Genomic DNA, 15,225 nt, shown 5'->3' with positions numbered 1-15,225 from the left:
GGCGTCCCCGAAGAACAGGCTGGTCAACGAAATCGTAGCTCCCGGGCGTCGGCCCGCGGCTAGGCGGACGGACGCCAGTGCGGCACGCCGACGAGGATCATCCGCAGGCGCTTGCGGGCCAGCTCCAACGTGCGTTCGTCGGCTTCGCGGTCGCCGTGGCGGACGTCGAGCAGGTCGACGACCGTGGCGAGCATGGCCGTGACGATGAGGTCGGCCAGCGCGTGGAGGTCTTCGGTGGGCCACTCGCGCAGGTGGTCGAAGCGGGCGAGGTCGATGGCCAGGTCGCTGGAGAACAGCCGCAGCTCCACGCCGATGGCGCGCGCCACCGGGCCGGTGCCGGCGTAGCGCTCGCGGGTGACGAAGCGGAAGTGGTCCTCGTGCGCTCGCACGTGCTCGTACAGCGTGCGCACGGACGCGTCGATCCTGCCGCGGTGGCTCACGGGCTCGGTGCGAGCGGAGCGGATCATGCCGCGCAACGTCCGCGTGGTCTCCTCGACCAGCGCGACGCCGAGCTCGTCCATCGAGGTGAAGTGCCGGTAGAACGCGGTGGGCACGATGCCCGCGCGCTTGGTGACCTCCCGCAGCGACAGGCTGCCGAACCCGCGGTCGGCGAGCAGCTCCAACGCCGCGTCGAGCAACGCCTGGCGGGTGCGCTGCTTGCGCTCCTGCCGGCTCACCGCCGCCGGCATCTCCGCTTCGGACACGTCCGGCAGCGTACTGACGCCTTCGGGATGGTCCACGTCACATCACCTCGCTCCCGCGTTGACAGCCACCCGGGCCGTGCCCCCACACTAGTGAGTGTACAGATGTGCACTCAAATCCGGAGGGCGTGATGACAGCACTGCTTCCGCAGCGCCTGCGCGGGCTCGCCTCGCTCGCCGAGGCCCTGCTCACCCCGCACGGCGCCGACCGCTACCTGGAACTGCTCGACCCGATGCTGGTCCGGCGCGAGATCCGCGGGCGCGTCGTGGACGTCCGGCACCAGACACCGGACACGGTCACGTTCACCGTCCGCCCGAGCCGCGCCTGGCAGGGCTTCGAAGCCGGGCAGTACGTGCGCCTGACCGTGGAGATCGACGGAGTCCGGCGCACCCGCTGCTACTCGCCGTGCGGGCCGGGTGGCGGCGACCTCGAGTTCACCGTGAAGGCCGATCCGCAGGGCCTCGTATCGCGCCACCTGCACGCCACCACCCGCGTCGGGACGGTCTTCGGGCTCTCCGCCGCGGACGGGGAGTTCACGCTGCCCTCGCCGCGGCCGGAGCGGATCGTGCTGGTCAGCGGCGGCAGTGGCATCACGCCGGTGCTCGCGATGGCGCGCCGGCTCGTCGCCGAGGGGCACCGCGGCGAGGTCGTGTTCCTGCACTACTCCAACACCGCCGACGACGCGCTCTACCGCACCGAGCTGGCCGGGCTCGCCGAGCGCCACCCCGGGTTCCGGGTGGTCCACGCGCACACCCACGGCCGGGGCGGCGACCTGCGCGGGTTCTTCTCGAAGCAGCACCTGGAGCGGGCCGCGCCGTGGTTCCGCGACGCCGAGACCTTCGTCTGTGGTCCGAAGCCGCTCATGGACTCGGCCCGCGAACTGTTCGAGGCCGAAGGACTCGGTGAACGACTGCACACCGAAGAGTTCACGGCACCACCGCTCGCCTTCGACGCGAGCGCGGCCGAGGGCACCGTGCGGTTCGCGCGCAGCGGCCGGGAATGCGCCAACTCGGGCAAGCCGCTGCTGGAGCAGGCCGAGGACGCGGGCCTGTCGCCGGAGCACGGGTGCCGCATGGGCATCTGCTTCTCCTGTACCCAGGTGAAGACCGCCGGGCGCGTGCGCAACGCCCGCACCGGCGAGGTCTCCGGCGAAGAGGACGAAGAGATCCAGCTCTGCATCAGCGTCCCGGTCGGGGACGTCGAGATCAACGCCTGAGAGGCGTCGCGAGCACACCAGGCCCCGCCCGATCGCGACGCCGACCGGGTGCGGGTGTCCCGCAAGACACAGGAGGTACGCCATGACCGGGCTTCAGGACCGCCTCACACCCGAGCAGATCGAGGAGTTCGGCCGCGAGCTCGACGCGCTGCGCCAACGGGTCGTCGACGACCTCGGCGAGGCCGACGTCGAGTACATCCGCACGATCATCAAGACGCAGCGCGGGCTGGAGGTCGCCGGGCGAGGACTGCTGTTCGCCGGGTTCCTGCCGCCCGCGTGGGTCGCCGGCGTCGCGGCGCTGTCGCTGGCCAAGATCCTCGACAACATGGAGATCGGCCACAACGTGATGCACGGCCAGTACGACTGGACGCGCATCCCCGAGCTGAGCTCGCAGCGCTTCGAGTGGGACAACGTCGCGCCCGCCGAGAACTGGCGGCATTCCCACAACTACCTGCACCACACGTTCACGAACATCCTGGACAAGGACCGTGACATCGGTTACGGCATCCTGCGGATGGACGCGGCCCAGAAGTGGCACCCGTACTACCTCGGCAACCCCGTGTACGCGACGCTGCTGGCCCTGCTGTTCCAGTGGGGCGTGATGCTGCACGACCTCGAAATCGAGCGGGTTTTCAAGGGCGAGCGCACGTGGGCCGAGAACGTGCCGGTGCTGCGCAAGATCGTGCGCAAGGCCGCGCGCCAGATCGGCAAGGACTACGTCCTCTTCCCGCTGCTGACCGGTCCGCTCGCGCCGCTGACGCTGGTCGGCAACGCGAGTGCGAACCTCGTGCGCAACCTGTGGGCGTTCGCGATCATCTTCTGCGGCCACTTCCCCGCCGACGTCGAGAGCTTCACCCAGGAAGAGACCGATTTCGAGTCGCGGGGCCAGTGGTACCTGCGCCAGATCCTCGGCTCGGCCAACATCACCGGCGGCCCGCTGTTCCACATCCTTTCGGGGAACCTCTCGCACCAGATCGAGCACCACCTGTTCCCCGACATCCCGGCGCGGCGCTACCCCCAGATCGCGGCCGAGGTCCGCGAGATCTGCGAGCGCTACGGCCTGCCCTACAACACCGGGCCGCTGCGCAAGCAGCTGTGGTCGGTGGCCAAGAAGATCGTGAAGCTGGCGCTTCCCGGAACGCCTTCGGGCGGCCCGGAGGTTACGGTGGATCCCGACCGGCAACTCCGAGCAGCCTGAGGAACCTCACATGGTGGGTCAGTTCGAAAGCGGCAAGGACACGGTGCAGGAGCTCACGGAATCCGCGGCCACGCACATCGGGGCGATCGCGACGATCATCACCGGCGCCGTGCGCGACATCGCGCGCGAAACCGGCAGCTGGCTCACCGACGTGATCGAGATGCGCGAAGCCTCGCAACGAGCCCGCGAGGACAACGCTCGTGACCACGGCGCTCGCGCAGCCGAGCCGCGTCCCGAAGAAGACTGACGCTCCGGGCCGGGCGGGGGAAATCCCCCACCCGGTCCAGGGCGAACCCGGTGGTCGGCCGGCCGCGGGGCAGGCAGACTTCGGGGCATGACTTCCCGAGCCGCGGACGCACGCACGCCGCGGCGCGGGTGGTGGCCCGGCCCGCTGCGGCAGACACGGGCGGAAGCGGCGTGGCTGGTGGTGGCCGGAGTGCTCTCGCCGGCCGCGCTCGTCGTCGTGCTCGCCGGGCTCGCGGTCGGCGTCGCCTTGAGCCCGCTCGGACTGGGACTGCTGGTGCTCGCGGGGGTCGTGCGCGGGATGCGGCTGCTCGGGGGCCTGCACCGGCGGCTGGCGGGTGTGTTGCTCGACGCGCCGCTGCGCGCACCGGCGCCGGTGGTCCTGCGGCCCGGGCTGTGGCACTGGCTGGTCGCGCGCCTCGGCGACCGGCACGCGTGGCGCGCGGGCGCGTATCTCGTGCTCCGGGTCCCGATCTCGTTCGCCGGGTTCGCCGTCGCCGGGTCGCTCCTGGTGTTCGGCGTCGCGGCGGTGAGCTACCCGGTGCTGTGGTTCTTCACGCGCGACGTGCTGCCGGTCTACAACATCGTGAGCCGCACGTGGCCGGGCACGGTGCTGTGGGCGGTCGGCGGCGTGCTCGCGCTGGCCGCGGTGCCGTGGGTCGTGCACGCGCTGGCGGTCCTCGACCGGCAGCTCGGGCGGCTGCTGCTGTCCGGGCCCGGGTTGCTGCAGCGCCTGCGGTTCCTGGAGGAGACGCGGGCGACGGCGCTCGAAGACGCGGCGCAGCGGTTGCGCCGCATCGAACGCGACCTGCACGACGGGGCCCAGGCACAGCTCGTCGCGATGGCGATGAAACTCGGGCTGGCCAAGGAGGAGCTGGCCACGGACACCGTCGACCTCGACCAGGTGCGCGCCCTCGTCGAGGCCGCGCACGGCAACGCCAAGCAGGCTCTGGTGGAGCTGCGCGACCTCGCGCGCGGCATCCACCCGGCCGCGCTGGACAAGGGACTCGACGTCGCACTGTCCACTGTGGCCACTGCTGCCGGGATGACCGCGACGGTGTCCGTGCGGCTGGGCCGCCGCCCGCCGCCGTCGCTGGAGGCGGTGGTGTACTTCGCCGCCGCGGAGCTGATGACGAACGTGGCGAAACACTCGGGAAAGCCTTGCACCGTCCGAATCGACGAGCACGACGGCGTGCTGCACCTGACCGTCACCGACGCCGGCCCCGGCGGCGCGGCGGTGGTGCCCGGCGGCGGTCTCGCCGGGATCGCGGAGCGGCTGCGGCCGGTGGACGGCGAGCTGACCGTGGCGAGCCCGCCCGGCGGCCCGACCGTGGTCACGGCCGAAGTCCCGCTGCCTCGCTAGGCTGGCGGCAGGGGGGACGCATGCGGATCGTGATCGCCGAGGACTCGACCATCCTGCGCCAGGGCCTGGTCGAGCTGCTGGGCCTGCGGGGCCACGACGTCGTCGCGGCGGTGAAGGACGCCGAGGAGCTGCGGTCGGCCGTGCGCGCGCACCGGCCCGACGTGTCCGTGGTCGACATCCGCATGCCGCCCTCGCACACCGACGAGGGCCTGCGCGCGGCGATCGAGCTGCGCGAGGAGCTGGCGGGCTGCGCCATCCTGCTGTTCTCGCAGTACGTGGAAACGAAGTACGCCAAACAGCTGCTCGCCGACCAGGCCGGCGCCGTCGGGTACCTGCTCAAGGACCGCGTCGCGGAGGTCTCCGACTTCCTCGACGCGCTGCGCCGGGTCGCGGCCGGCGAGACGGTGCTGGACCCCGAAGTCGTGCGCCAGCTCTTCGCCGCCACCGGCCGGTCGGGGCCGCTCGCGGAGCTGACCGCCCGCGAACGCGAAGTGCTCGACCTCATGGCGCAGGGCCGGTCCAACTCCGCGATCGCCGCGGACCTGTTCCTCTCGGCGGGTTCCGTGGAGAAGTACGTGACGAGCATCTTCGCCAAGCTCGGCCTGCCGCCGTCGGAGGGCCACAACCGCCGGGTGCTGGCGGTGCTGCGCTACCTGGGTGTCTGAGACGCTGGCGGTATGTACTCCACCGAGCTCGAAGTGCACACGGGGAACACCGCCGTGGTGCACGACCTGACCCACGAGGCCGAGAAGTTCCTGCGCGACGCCGACGCCACCGACGGCCTGCTGCACGTCTGGGTCCCGCACGCCACGGCCGGCCTCGCGATCCTCGAGACCGGCGCCGGCAGCGACGACGACCTGCTCGCCGCGCTGGAGGACCTCCTCCCCCGCGACGCGCGCTGGCGGCACCGCCACGGCAGCCCGGGCCACGGCCGTGACCACGTGCTGCCGGCGCTGGTGCCGCCGTACGCGACGATCCCCGTGCTGGGCGGCGTGCTCGCGCTGGGCACCTGGCAGTCGATCTGCCTCGTCGACACCAACGTCGACAACCCCGTGCGCAAGATCCGCTTCAGCTTCTTGTGCGGCTGAGCTGCCTCAACCGGCCGCGACCTCGACCGGCCGTTCCGCAGGCCGCGCTTCGGGCAGCTCGCGCCGTGGCCGGCCCGGCCACAGGGTCAACACCAGGCCCACCGCGAGCAGGCCGGTCAGGACCCAGACGCCCGTCGCCACGTCCGGGGCTCCCGGTACGCCCTGCAGCAGGCTGCGCAGGCCCTCGGTCGAGAAGCGGAACGGTGTCCACGACCACAGCAGCGCGCGGTAGGCCGGATCGAGCAGCTCGGGCACCTGCCCGGCCACCGAGGGCGCCACGAGGTACAGCGGCGCCAGGATGGCGAGGGCACGCAGGCCGAGCAGCCGCAGCAGACCGGCTTGCAGCGCCGCGAACGCGGTGACCGTGAGGACCAGGAAGCCGAGCACGTCCCAGGTCAGCGGCAACGTCGAGTCCCACAGCGCGGCGAAGCCCACGAGCACGCCGGTCACCAGCACGCCGCTGCCCAGCACCTGGGCCAGGCGAACCGGAACGCTGACGCGACGGCCGGTGCCGAGCCGCACCAGCACCGCACCGGCGACGAGCGAGCCCAGCCACGCGAGCGCGCCGGCGGCCAGGGGCACGATCCGGCCCGCGGCGCTCGCCGGGTGCAGCATCTCGAGCCGCGGCTCGCCGGGCAGCGCCTGAGCGGCACCCGCGAGGACCTGTTGCGCCACCTGCGTGCCGGCCGGGTTCACCGCGCCGGAGAGCACGACGGTGGCGGCCGGGCCAGGACGGAGCTCCAGAACTCCGTAGACCTCCTTGTCCGCCAACAGGTTCCGGGCCTCGGCCGGGTCGGCGACGCGCCAGTCGAGCTGTGTGCCGCCGTGGGCGGCGACCTGGCGCGCCAGGCCCGCCATCGGCGGCGGCGCCGAAACGGCGACGGGCACGTGGTCGGGCTCGACCGTGGCCTGTGCGCCGAAGGTCAGGAATCCCAGCACCACGGCGGCGAGCGCACCCACCAGCACCGCGACCAGGGCGAACGCGCCCGCGGGGCGCCGAGCAGCAGCCGGCATGACGGCCTCCCAGTTATTCTTCGCCTGTTGAATTAAGACGAAAGTAGGTCGCACCCATCGGAAAGTCAACAGACGTTGAATACTTCCGCCGGTACCCTCACGGCCGTGACGACGACGCACGCGCACCGGCTGGTGCTCTGGGACATCGACCACACGCTCGTGGACCTCACGGGTGTCGGCAGCAGCTGGTACGCCACGGCGCTCACGGCCATGGGCACCGAGCTGCGCACCCATCCCGACTACGGCGGGCGCACCGAACGCGCGATCACCGCCGACATCCTCACCACGCACGGCATCGAGGCGACCGAGGAGAACATCCAGCGCCTGTGGAGCGAGCTGATCGCCGTGGCCGACGAGGCACGCGGCACACTGCACGAGGCCGGCCGGGCGCTCGACGGCGCGGCGGCCGCGCTGGCCGCGATGGCCGGCCACGGTGCCGTGCAGACGCTCGTGACCGGCAACCTGCCGGAGATCTCATTGCACAAGCTCGCCGCGTTCGGCCTCGACGAGCACCTGGAGCTGGAGATCGGCGGCTACGGCTCGCTCTCGGCGCACCGGCCCGACCTCGTCCCCCACGCCGTGGCCGCGGCGGCCGCCAAGCACGGCACGGCGTTCGCGCCCGGCGACGTCGTGGTGATCGGCGATACCCCGAACGACGTGAAGGCCGCCCTCGACAACGGTGCGGTCGCGGTCGCCGTCGCCACCGGGCACTACAGCGCCGAGGAGCTCGCGGCCTCGGGCGCCCACACGGTGCTGCCCGATCTCGCCGACCTCGATTCGGTGCGCAAGGCCGTGCTCGGCTGAGCGGTCCAACCCCTGTTTTCCGCCCCGCACGGCGGTTTCGGCCGCGCGCCGAGGCCGCCGTGCGCGGTCCGCCCCTGGTCGGGCGGTGTTCCCTGAGCCCGCATCCGCCTTCGGGTCAGGGTTTTCTCCCTCCGGGGTAGCACTCCCCTAGGGGGACAAGTCGCTCCCACGAAGGATGTCGGCTTTAGGTCCGGGCGCAAGACTCGGATCATGACGACCGCATCGCCGGCGGCGGGGACCGCCAGCGGTGCCGGCACGGGGGGACGCGGGCGGGCGGCCGGAAGGCCGAGACGCGAGCGGTTCGCCGTGCTCTGGCACCGCCTTCCGTTCACCACCACCGTCGTGCTCGCCATCCTCGTGGCCGGGGTCGCGAGCCGCACGCTCTGGCAAGCCGCGGAGCACCAGCCGGCGTTCGCCTACTACGCCTACGGTTTGCCGTCGCTGGAACACGGCCGCTGGTGGACGCTGGCGACCGGCCCGTTCTTCGCGCTGCGGCCGCTGTTCTACCTGCCGATGGCCGGCACTTTTGCGCTGCTGACGGGGTTCGCGGAGTGGCAGCTCGGCACGCGCCGCACGGTCCTGGTGACCGTCGGCGGGCAGCTGGCCGCGACCACTGCGGCGATCCAGTTCCTCGTGCTGTGCCGCCACTCCGGCTGGACGTGGGCCGCGCACATCGCGACCACGCTCGACGTCGGCTTCTCCGGCGGCACACTCGCGGCCATCGCCGTGGCCAGCGCGACGCTGCGCGCGCCGTGGCGGCTGCAGCTGCGCGCCGGGCTGTGCGGGTACGCGGGGGTCGCCATCGTCTACGTCGGCACGCTCGCGGATCTCGTGCACTTCTTCGCGCTGGTGCTGGCACTTCCGCTCGGCCACCGGCTGGCGGGCAAGGCGCGGCTGCGCGAACCGGTGCGGCCGAACGTGCGCGAGTGGCGGCTGCTGGCGTGCGCGGGACTGCTGCTGCTCGCCGTGGCCGAAGTGGTCATGTGGCTCGTCCCCGGCGACGGCCCGTTCGGCCCGTCCGACGCGGTTTCCTTGTCAGCGCCGGAGATCCTCCTCATGGGTGTGCTCGTGGTGCCGATGGTCAACGGCCTGCGCCGCGGCTCGCGCATCGCGTGGCGCTGGGCCGTCGGGCTGTGCGTGTTCGCGGTGTCGCAGGTGCTCGTGGTGAGTGGGGTGCTGGCCGTGGCGAAGCTGGTGCGCGCCGAGTACGACAGCCACGGGCTTTCGCTGTTCTTCGTGGACAATCTCTTGTGGACGGTCGAGCTGGTGCTGCTGATCGCGGCGAGCGGGGCGTTCCGCGTGCCCTCACGCCGGCGTCGCCGCAAGCTGCCGCGCGGCGGGCCGGACGGCAGCTTCGCCCGGCTTCTGCTGGGGCGCAACGGAGGCAGCACGATCTCGTGGATGACGACGTGGCCGCAGAACGCGTACTTCGTCGCCTCCGACGGCGCCTCCTACCTCGCCTACCAGCGCCACGCGGGGGTCGCGATCGCGCTCGGCGACCCCGTGGCGCCGTGTGGATCGGCGGCTCGCGCGCTCACGGAGTTTCGGGAGATGTGCGAGAACTCCGGGCTGGTGCCGTGCGTTTTCTCCGCGACGGCCGCCACCGCCGGCCTGACGCGCCAGCTGGGCTGGCAGCAGGTGCAAGTCGCGGAGGACACGCTCGTGGACCTCGAGAACCTGGAGTTCCGCGGGAAAGCCTGGCAGGACGTGCGGTCGGCGCTGAACAAGGCGCGCAAGGACGGCATCGAGTTCCGGCTGGTGCGCCTGGCCGAGCAGCCGCCCGCGATCCGCGAGCAGGTGCGTGTGCTGTCGGAGGAGTGGATCGGCGACAAGGGCCTGCCGGAGATGGGGTTCACGCTCGGCGGAGTCGCCGAGGCGATGGACCCGGCGACGCGCGTGGAGCTCGCGATCGACGCGGCGGGCACGGTCCAGGGCGTCACGTCGTGGCTGCCGGTGCACACGGGCTCGGGCACGGTCGGCGGGTGGACCCTCGACGTGATGCGCCGCCGGCCGGGCGGGTTCCGGCCGGTGATGGAGTTCCTGATCGCGTCGGCGTGCCTGGCGTTGCGCGAGGAAGGCGCGCAGTTCGTCTCGCTTTCGGGCGCGCCGCTCGTGCGCAGCCGCGGCTGCGCGCCGGCGCGTGCCGTGGACCGGGTGCTCGACGCGGTGGGCGCGCTGATGGAGCCGTACTACGGGTTCCGCTCGCTGCACTCGTTCAAGGCGAAGTTCCAGCCGCGGCGCGAGCCGCTGTACCTGGCCTACCGCGACGAGGCCGACCTGCCGCGCATCGGCCTCGCGCTCGGGCGCGCGTACCTGCAAGGGGCCGGGCTGAAGGACTTCGCGAAGCTGGCGTTGCGGCGTCAGCGCGTGGTCGGCGGCGGGGTGGTCGTGGACCGGTCGGCGGCCGGCACGCCGCGGTAGCTCCACAGCAGGCGCACGACGTCGGCGCGGCTGGTGGTGTCGTCGGTGTAGGCGAGGAGCACCACGGACTGTGTCGTGGTGGCCAAGGCGAGCGCGCCGACGGTGACGTGTTTCTGGGTGCACGCGCCGATGTCGTCCTGGGTGACGTCGGCGAGCACCACTCGGGCGGGACGGGTGGAGCCGTCGAGCTGCACGGTCGCGTCCTGCGCCGGCGCATACGTCACCTTCGCTCCGGGGTCGTAGGCACTGCCGATGAGGTCGCCGACGGCTTTGCGCGCGGCGGCTTCGGCGTCGCCGCCGTCTTCCGTCGTGACGCCGGACCCGCCGCGGCGGCCGTCGCTGCCGCAGTAGCCGCGGCCCACGGATGCCGTGGTGCTGAGCAGCATCCCCGGCGAGGTCGCCGTGCCGTCCCAGCCGTGGACCACGCCGGGTTCGGGCGTCCAGCTCGGCGGGACGTCGTAGGCGAAGCTGCCGTCGCGAGCGGCCACGGAGGACCAGCCGTCGACCACCGCGGGCACGACGACGTGCGGCTCGGGCCGGAAGGTGACCAGGCCCCGGCTGGGCGTCGACGGGCTCGCCGGGCGATGGTGGGCGGCGTTGAAGAAGTTCATCGCGGCCACCCCGAGGGCGATCACCGCCACGAGGATCCACAGCGCCCGCGACGGCCGCCGCTTCAACCGCGTGGGCGGCCGGATGCGCTGGGGCTCCGCGCGCGGCGCGTGCCCGGTGACGGCGGGATCCTCGGCGTACCAAGGAGTTCCGCCGGACTTCTCGCCGTGCGCCGACCAGGGGCCGCGTTCCGGTTCGGCCGCCGGCTCGGCGGCGGGCTGCCCGGAAACCGGGGAGCCCGTGCCGTAGCCGGCGGCCGGGAAGCCGGGTGTGTCAGCGGGTTCGTACCCGCCGACGCCGGTGAGGGCGGCGTTGTCCTCGTAGCCGCCGTCGTCCTCGCGGCCGGAGCGGCCGAAGAGCCCCACCGGTGTGCGCCGTCAGGAGCGGACGAGCTTGACCAGGTGGCCGACCACGGAGTCGACCGGGATCTCCTCGCGCTCACCGGTGCGGCGGTCCTTGACCTCGACCAGCCCGTTGGCCAGGCCGCGCCCGACCACGAGGATCGTGGGCACGCCCACCAGCTCCGCGTCGGCGAACTTCACGCCCGGGGTGGCCTTGCGGTCGTCGAACAGCACGTCGACGCCGGCCGCGTCGAGCTCGGCGACGAGCTTCTCCGCACCCGCCGCGATGGTCTCGTCCTTGCCCGCGACGACCACGTGCACGTCGTACGGCGAGACCTCGCGCGGCCAGACCAGGCCGGACGTGTCGTGGTTCTGCTCGGCGAGCACGGCGACCAGCCGCGAGACGCCGACGCCGTAGGAGCCCATCGTGATGCGGATCGGCTTCGAGTCGGGGCCGAGGGCGTCGAGCTCGAACGCGTTGGTGTACTTGCGGCCCAGCTGGAAGATGTGGCCGATCTCGATGCCGCGCGCGGCGACCAGGGTGCCGTGGCCGTCGGGCGACGCGTCGCCCTCGCGGACCTCGGCGGCCTCGATCGTGCCGTCGGGCGTGAAGTCGCGGCCCGCCACGAGGTCGAGCACGTGGTGGCCGTCCTGGTCGGCGCCGGTCACCCACGCGGTGCCGGTGACCACGCGCGGGTCGACGAGGTAGCGGACGCCGTTCTCCTTCAGCGCCTTCGGACCGATGTAGCCCTTGACGAGGAACGGGTTCTTCGCGAAGTCCGCCTCCTCCAGCAGCTCGACCTCGGCGGGCTCGAGCGACGCTTCGAGGCGCTTCATGTCGACCTCGCGGTCGCCCGGCAGCCCGACGCCCAGGAGCTCCCACTCCTTCGAGCCCGGCTGGCGGACCTTCAGCATCACGTTCTTGAGCGTGTCGGCCGCGGTGAACTCGCGGCCGAGGCCGGCGGCGTTGAAGAAGGCCACGAGCGACTCGATGGTCGGGGTGTTCGGCGTGGCGTGCACCTGGGCGGCGGGCAGGCCCTCGATCGGGCGCTCGGCCGGCGCGGGGGTGACCACGGCCTCGACGTTGGCCGCGTAGCCGGACTCCGTGCTGCGCACGTAGGTGTCCTCACCCGTCTCGGCGACGGCGAGGAACTCCTCCGACGCCGAGCCGCCCATGGCGCCCGACGTCGCGGCGACCACCACGTACTCGAGGCCGAGGCGGTCGAACAGCTTGGTGTAGGCGTCGCGGTGCGCCTGGTAGGAACGCGCCAGGCCCTCGTCGTCGAGGTCGAAGGAGTAGGAGTCCTTCATGACGAACTCGCGGCCGCGCAGGATGCCGGCGCGGGGGCGCGCTTCGTCGCGGTACTTCGTCTGGATCTGGTACAGCGTGACCGGGTAGTCCTTGTACGAGCTGTACTCGCCCTTCACGGTGAGCGCGAACAGCTCCTCGTGCGTCGGGCCGAGCAGGTAGTCGGCGCCCCGGCGGTCCTTGAGGCGGAAGAGGTTGTCGCCGTACTCGGTCCAGCGGCCGGTGGCCTCGTAGGGCTCACGCGGCAGCAGCGCGGGGAACTGGATCTCCTGCGCGCCGATCGCGTTCATCTCCTCGCGCACGACCTGCTCGACGCGGCGGAGCACCCGCAGGCCCAGCGGCAGCCACGAGTAACCACCCGGGGCGACCCGGCGGACGTAGCCGGCGCGCACCAGCAGCCGGTGGCTGGGTACCTCGGCGTCCGCCGGATCCTCGCGCAAGGTGCGGAGGAACAACGACGACATCCTGGTGATCACGGTGGACTCCCTGCGCTGAGAGACTGAGAAGATGAGCGGGGTTCGACCGACACAGCGTAGTCAACCGCCGCACGCCCACTCCACCCGGTTATCGCGTGGTCGGAGTTTTGTCGGTGCCCCGGGCTAGCGTCGGCGGCATGGCACTCGAACTGGGCATGATCACCATCGACTGCACGGACCCCCGGGACCTCGCGGACTTCTGGACGCGGGCGCTCGGCGTCGCAGTCGAAGCGGACTACGGACCCTTCGTGATGCTCGCGCGCCCCGGCGGCGGCAGGCCCGCGCTGGCCTTCCAGCAGGTCTCCGAGCCGCGCACCGTCAAGAACCGCGTGCACATCGACTTCTCCGCCCCCGACCGCGAGGCGGAGGTGAAACGCCTGGTCGGGCTGGGTGCGAGCGAGCAGGAGCGGCACGCGCAGCCCGGCATCGAGTGGACGGTGCTGGCCGATCCGGAGGGCAATGTGTTCTGCGTGGCGCAGGCGGGCGCGCACTGAGCCGGCGGCGCTAGGTTGGCGGGCATGAGCGCGCGAGTTCTCCTGCCCTGGACCGACATCGAGCTGCCCGGCGGGCTGGCCGCCGCGTACTACGACGGTGTCACCCTGCCCGGCGACGACCTGTCCGGCGTGGAGCTCTACGTGCTGCCCTACGACGCGGGCAGCGAGCCGCCGAAGCTGATCGGGGAGCTGCCTTCGCTGCGTGCGGTGCAGGCGCTCTCGGCCGGGGTCGAGGCGCTGGTGCCGCTGGTGCCCGAGGGCGTCGTGCTGGCCAACGGCCGGGGGCTGCACGACCTCAGCGTGGCCGAGCACGCGCTGGCGCTGATCCACGCGGCTCAGCGGGACCTGCCGCGGTGGTTCGCGCAGCAGGCCACCGGGTCGTGGGAGCGCGAGCACACGCGTTCGCTCGCCGACAGCCGCGTGCTGCTCGTGGGCTACGGCTCCATCGGCCACGCGATCGAGCGGCAGCTGCTGGCGGCCGAGGCAGTGGTCACCCGGGTGGCGAGCCACGCGCGCGAGGACGTGCACGGCATCGCCGAGCTGCCCGAGCTGCTGCCGTCGGCCGACATCGTGGTCCTGATCCTGCCCGAAACCGAGGCCACGAAGGGGCTGCTGGGCGCCCGCGAGCTCGCGTTGCTGCCCGAGGGCGCGCTGGTCGTGAACGTCGGGCGCGGCTCCGCGATCGACACCGCCGCGCTGCTCGCCGAAACGACCACCGGCCGGTTGCGCGCCGCCCTCGACGTCGTGGACCCCGAGCCGCTGCCGGCCGATCATCCACTGTGGAGGGTGCCGGGTGTGGTGATCACCCCGCACGTCGCCGGCGGTTCGGCGTCCTTCTACCCGCGCGCGAAGAAGCTCGTGGCCGAGCAGCTGCGCCGCTTCGTGGCCGGGGAACCGCTGCTGAACCGCGTTGAGCAAGGCGGTCGAACAGAGCTTCAGATCGGCAGTACGTAGCCGTAATAGGTGTCGGCGACCTCGTAGCCGCAGCGTTCGTAGATGCCGACGGCGCTGTGGGCGTTGTCGGTGTCCACGGACAGGGCCGAGCGCTCGAACCCGGCGTCGCGGGCGTGGGCCAGCGTGTGGCCGAGCAGCGCCGTCGCCACCCCGCGGCCGCGCAGCTCGGACAGCGTGCCGACGTAGTCGACGTACAGCTCGCGCACGCCGGTGCCCGCGAAGTCGGCCGGGTGGAACGCGCTGAGGACGAACCCGATCACCGCGTCGTGCGCCGGGGTCAGCAGCAGGAACGACAGGTCGCCGCGGAAGTCCTTCGCACCCGTGATGCGGTGGCGCCAGGCTTCGGGCGACAGCTCGGCGCTGCCCCAGTGGCCGGAGAAGGTCGCGTTGCGGGCCACGCGGGTGAGGTCGTCGTAGCGCTCGTCGAACGCGACCACCTCGTACTCGGCCGGCAGCGGCCGAGCGGGCGGCAACGCGCTCAGGTCGGCGCGCATCTCGACGAACGACCGCGCGCGCCGGAACCCGGCCCGGGCCAGCGCGTCGAGGTACCAGTGCTCGTTCTCGTGCGCCCCGGCGTGCAGCTCCAGCGGAACCTCGGGGAAGGCGCGCTCGTGCACGCGTTTGCCGGCGTCGAGGAACCACGTGGTGAGGTGCGCCGCGACGTCGGCCGTGCGGAACTCGGGGTGCGTCATCGCCTCGACGCGCGGCATGTGCACCGGGTCGGCGGCGTCGCGGCGGCGGATGGCCGCGTAGCTCACCAGGCGGTCGCCGGCCCACCCGCCGGTGCTGGCGAGCGCGAGGTCGAGGTCGGGCCCCTGCATCTCCTCGCGCAGGTCGGCGGCGGTGTAGTGCTCGCCGGTGCGGTCCACCTCCTCGGCGGCCGCGAACACGGTCGCGAGCTGCTCCGCGTCGCCGAGGGTGAGCGGGCGCCAGGTGAGCTCCATGACCTCAGCGTAGGCGGGCGGTGAACAGCGGCGCACCCCGATTACCCTC

Annotated in this window: 14 protein-coding genes and 1 pseudogene; 10 read left to right on the top strand and 5 right to left on the bottom strand. The window is 72.5% G+C overall.

Features of this window, described 5'->3' with window-relative positions; all coding sequences use genetic code 11:
- Positions 1 to 59 precede the first annotated feature (59 nt).
- Positions 60 to 689, bottom strand: coding sequence for a TetR family transcriptional regulator (locus tag AB0K15_RS34650; protein ID WP_364060319.1), 630 nt, complete (start codon positions 687 to 689; stop codon positions 60 to 62).
- Positions 690 to 832: 143 nt separating this feature from the next.
- Here AB0K15_RS34650 and AB0K15_RS34645 point away from each other — a divergent pair, with 143 nt between their 5' ends.
- The 6 genes from AB0K15_RS34645 to AB0K15_RS34620 all read left to right on the top strand — a co-directional run bounded on the left by AB0K15_RS34645 (position 833) and on the right by AB0K15_RS34620 (position 5,810).
- Positions 833 to 1,918 (top strand): ferredoxin reductase, encoded by a 1,086-nt coding sequence (locus AB0K15_RS34645; protein WP_364060219.1) that lies wholly within the window; start codon positions 833 to 835, stop codon positions 1,916 to 1,918.
- 82 nt (positions 1,919 to 2,000) lie between these two features.
- Positions 2,001 to 3,116, top strand: coding sequence for an acyl-CoA desaturase (locus AB0K15_RS34640; protein ID WP_364060216.1), 1,116 nt, complete (start codon positions 2,001 to 2,003; stop codon positions 3,114 to 3,116).
- Positions 3,117 to 3,126: 10 nt separating this feature from the next.
- Positions 3,127 to 3,363 (top strand): hypothetical protein, encoded by a 237-nt coding sequence (locus AB0K15_RS34635; protein WP_364060213.1) that lies wholly within the window; start codon positions 3,127 to 3,129, stop codon positions 3,361 to 3,363.
- An 87-nt stretch (positions 3,364 to 3,450) separates the two neighbouring features.
- A complete protein-coding gene (locus AB0K15_RS34630) occupies positions 3,451 to 4,722 on the top strand; it encodes a sensor domain-containing protein (RefSeq protein WP_364060210.1) in 1,272 nt (423 codons plus the stop codon).
- Positions 4,723 to 4,742: 20 nt separating this feature from the next.
- Complete coding sequence (locus AB0K15_RS34625; protein WP_364060207.1) at positions 4,743 to 5,387, top strand: response regulator transcription factor; 645 nt, start codon at positions 4,743 to 4,745, stop codon at positions 5,385 to 5,387.
- 12 nt (positions 5,388 to 5,399) lie between these two features.
- On the top strand, positions 5,400 to 5,810 hold the full coding sequence (locus AB0K15_RS34620) for a secondary thiamine-phosphate synthase enzyme YjbQ (RefSeq protein WP_364060204.1): 411 nt from the start codon (positions 5,400 to 5,402) through the stop codon (positions 5,808 to 5,810).
- On the opposite strand, the pseudogene AB0K15_RS34615 reads toward AB0K15_RS34620, so the two are convergent.
- Positions 5,754 to 6,824 (bottom strand): annotated as a pseudogene (locus tag AB0K15_RS34615) (hypothetical protein); the annotation flags it as partial. The gene AB0K15_RS34620 and the pseudogene AB0K15_RS34615 overlap by 57 nt on opposite strands.
- Positions 6,825 to 6,929: 105 nt before the next feature.
- Here AB0K15_RS34615 and AB0K15_RS34610 point away from each other — a divergent pair.
- Together AB0K15_RS34610 and AB0K15_RS34605 are read left to right on the top strand one after the other, a co-directional pair.
- Positions 6,930 to 7,628 carry a haloacid dehalogenase-like hydrolase gene (locus AB0K15_RS34610; RefSeq protein ID WP_364060201.1) on the top strand — a complete coding sequence of 233 codons (699 nt, stop codon included), beginning with the start codon at positions 6,930 to 6,932 and terminating at the stop codon, positions 7,626 to 7,628.
- 210 nt (positions 7,629 to 7,838) lie between these two features.
- Entirely contained in the window at positions 7,839 to 10,049 is a 2,211-nt protein-coding gene (locus AB0K15_RS34605; RefSeq protein WP_364060198.1) for a DUF2156 domain-containing protein, read from the top strand.
- On the opposite strand, the gene AB0K15_RS34600 is transcribed toward AB0K15_RS34605, so the two are convergent.
- Together AB0K15_RS34600 and AB0K15_RS34595 are read right to left on the bottom strand one after the other, a co-directional pair.
- On the bottom strand, positions 9,989 to 11,023 hold the full coding sequence (locus AB0K15_RS34600; protein WP_364060195.1) for a hypothetical protein: 1,035 nt from the start codon (positions 11,021 to 11,023) through the stop codon (positions 9,989 to 9,991). The two genes, AB0K15_RS34605 and AB0K15_RS34600, sit on opposite strands and share 61 nt — an antisense overlap.
- A 12-nt stretch (positions 11,024 to 11,035) precedes the next feature.
- Positions 11,036 to 12,784: a proline--tRNA ligase gene (locus tag AB0K15_RS34595; RefSeq protein ID WP_364060192.1), complete on the bottom strand. Its 1,749-nt coding sequence runs from the start codon at positions 12,782 to 12,784 to the stop codon at positions 11,036 to 11,038.
- A 137-nt stretch (positions 12,785 to 12,921) separates the two neighbouring features.
- Between AB0K15_RS34595 and AB0K15_RS34590 the strand changes: the two genes are divergently transcribed.
- Both AB0K15_RS34590 and AB0K15_RS34585 read left to right on the top strand, forming a co-directional pair.
- The gene (locus AB0K15_RS34590; RefSeq protein ID WP_364060189.1) at positions 12,922 to 13,278 is read left to right on the top strand and encodes a VOC family protein; all 357 of its coding nucleotides are present in this window, start codon (positions 12,922 to 12,924) and stop codon (positions 13,276 to 13,278) included.
- A 24-nt stretch (positions 13,279 to 13,302) separates the two neighbouring features.
- A complete protein-coding gene (locus AB0K15_RS34585) occupies positions 13,303 to 14,232 on the top strand; it encodes a 2-hydroxyacid dehydrogenase (RefSeq protein WP_364060186.1) in 930 nt (309 codons plus the stop codon).
- On the opposite strand, the gene AB0K15_RS34580 is transcribed toward AB0K15_RS34585, so the two are convergent.
- Positions 14,214 to 15,176, bottom strand: a complete 963-nt coding sequence (locus AB0K15_RS34580; RefSeq protein WP_364060183.1) for a GNAT family N-acetyltransferase — start codon at positions 15,174 to 15,176, stop codon at positions 14,214 to 14,216. The genes AB0K15_RS34585 and AB0K15_RS34580 overlap by 19 nt on opposite strands.
- Between the last annotated feature and the right edge of the window lie 49 nt (positions 15,177 to 15,225).

Origin of the sequence: Amycolatopsis sp. NPDC049253 (assembly GCF_040678995.1) — a bacterium.
Lineage (GTDB): Bacteria > Actinomycetota > Actinomycetes > Mycobacteriales > Pseudonocardiaceae > Amycolatopsis.
Note: the sequence above shows the minus strand (reverse complement) of the source record. Positions and strands in the feature narration are given on the sequence as shown.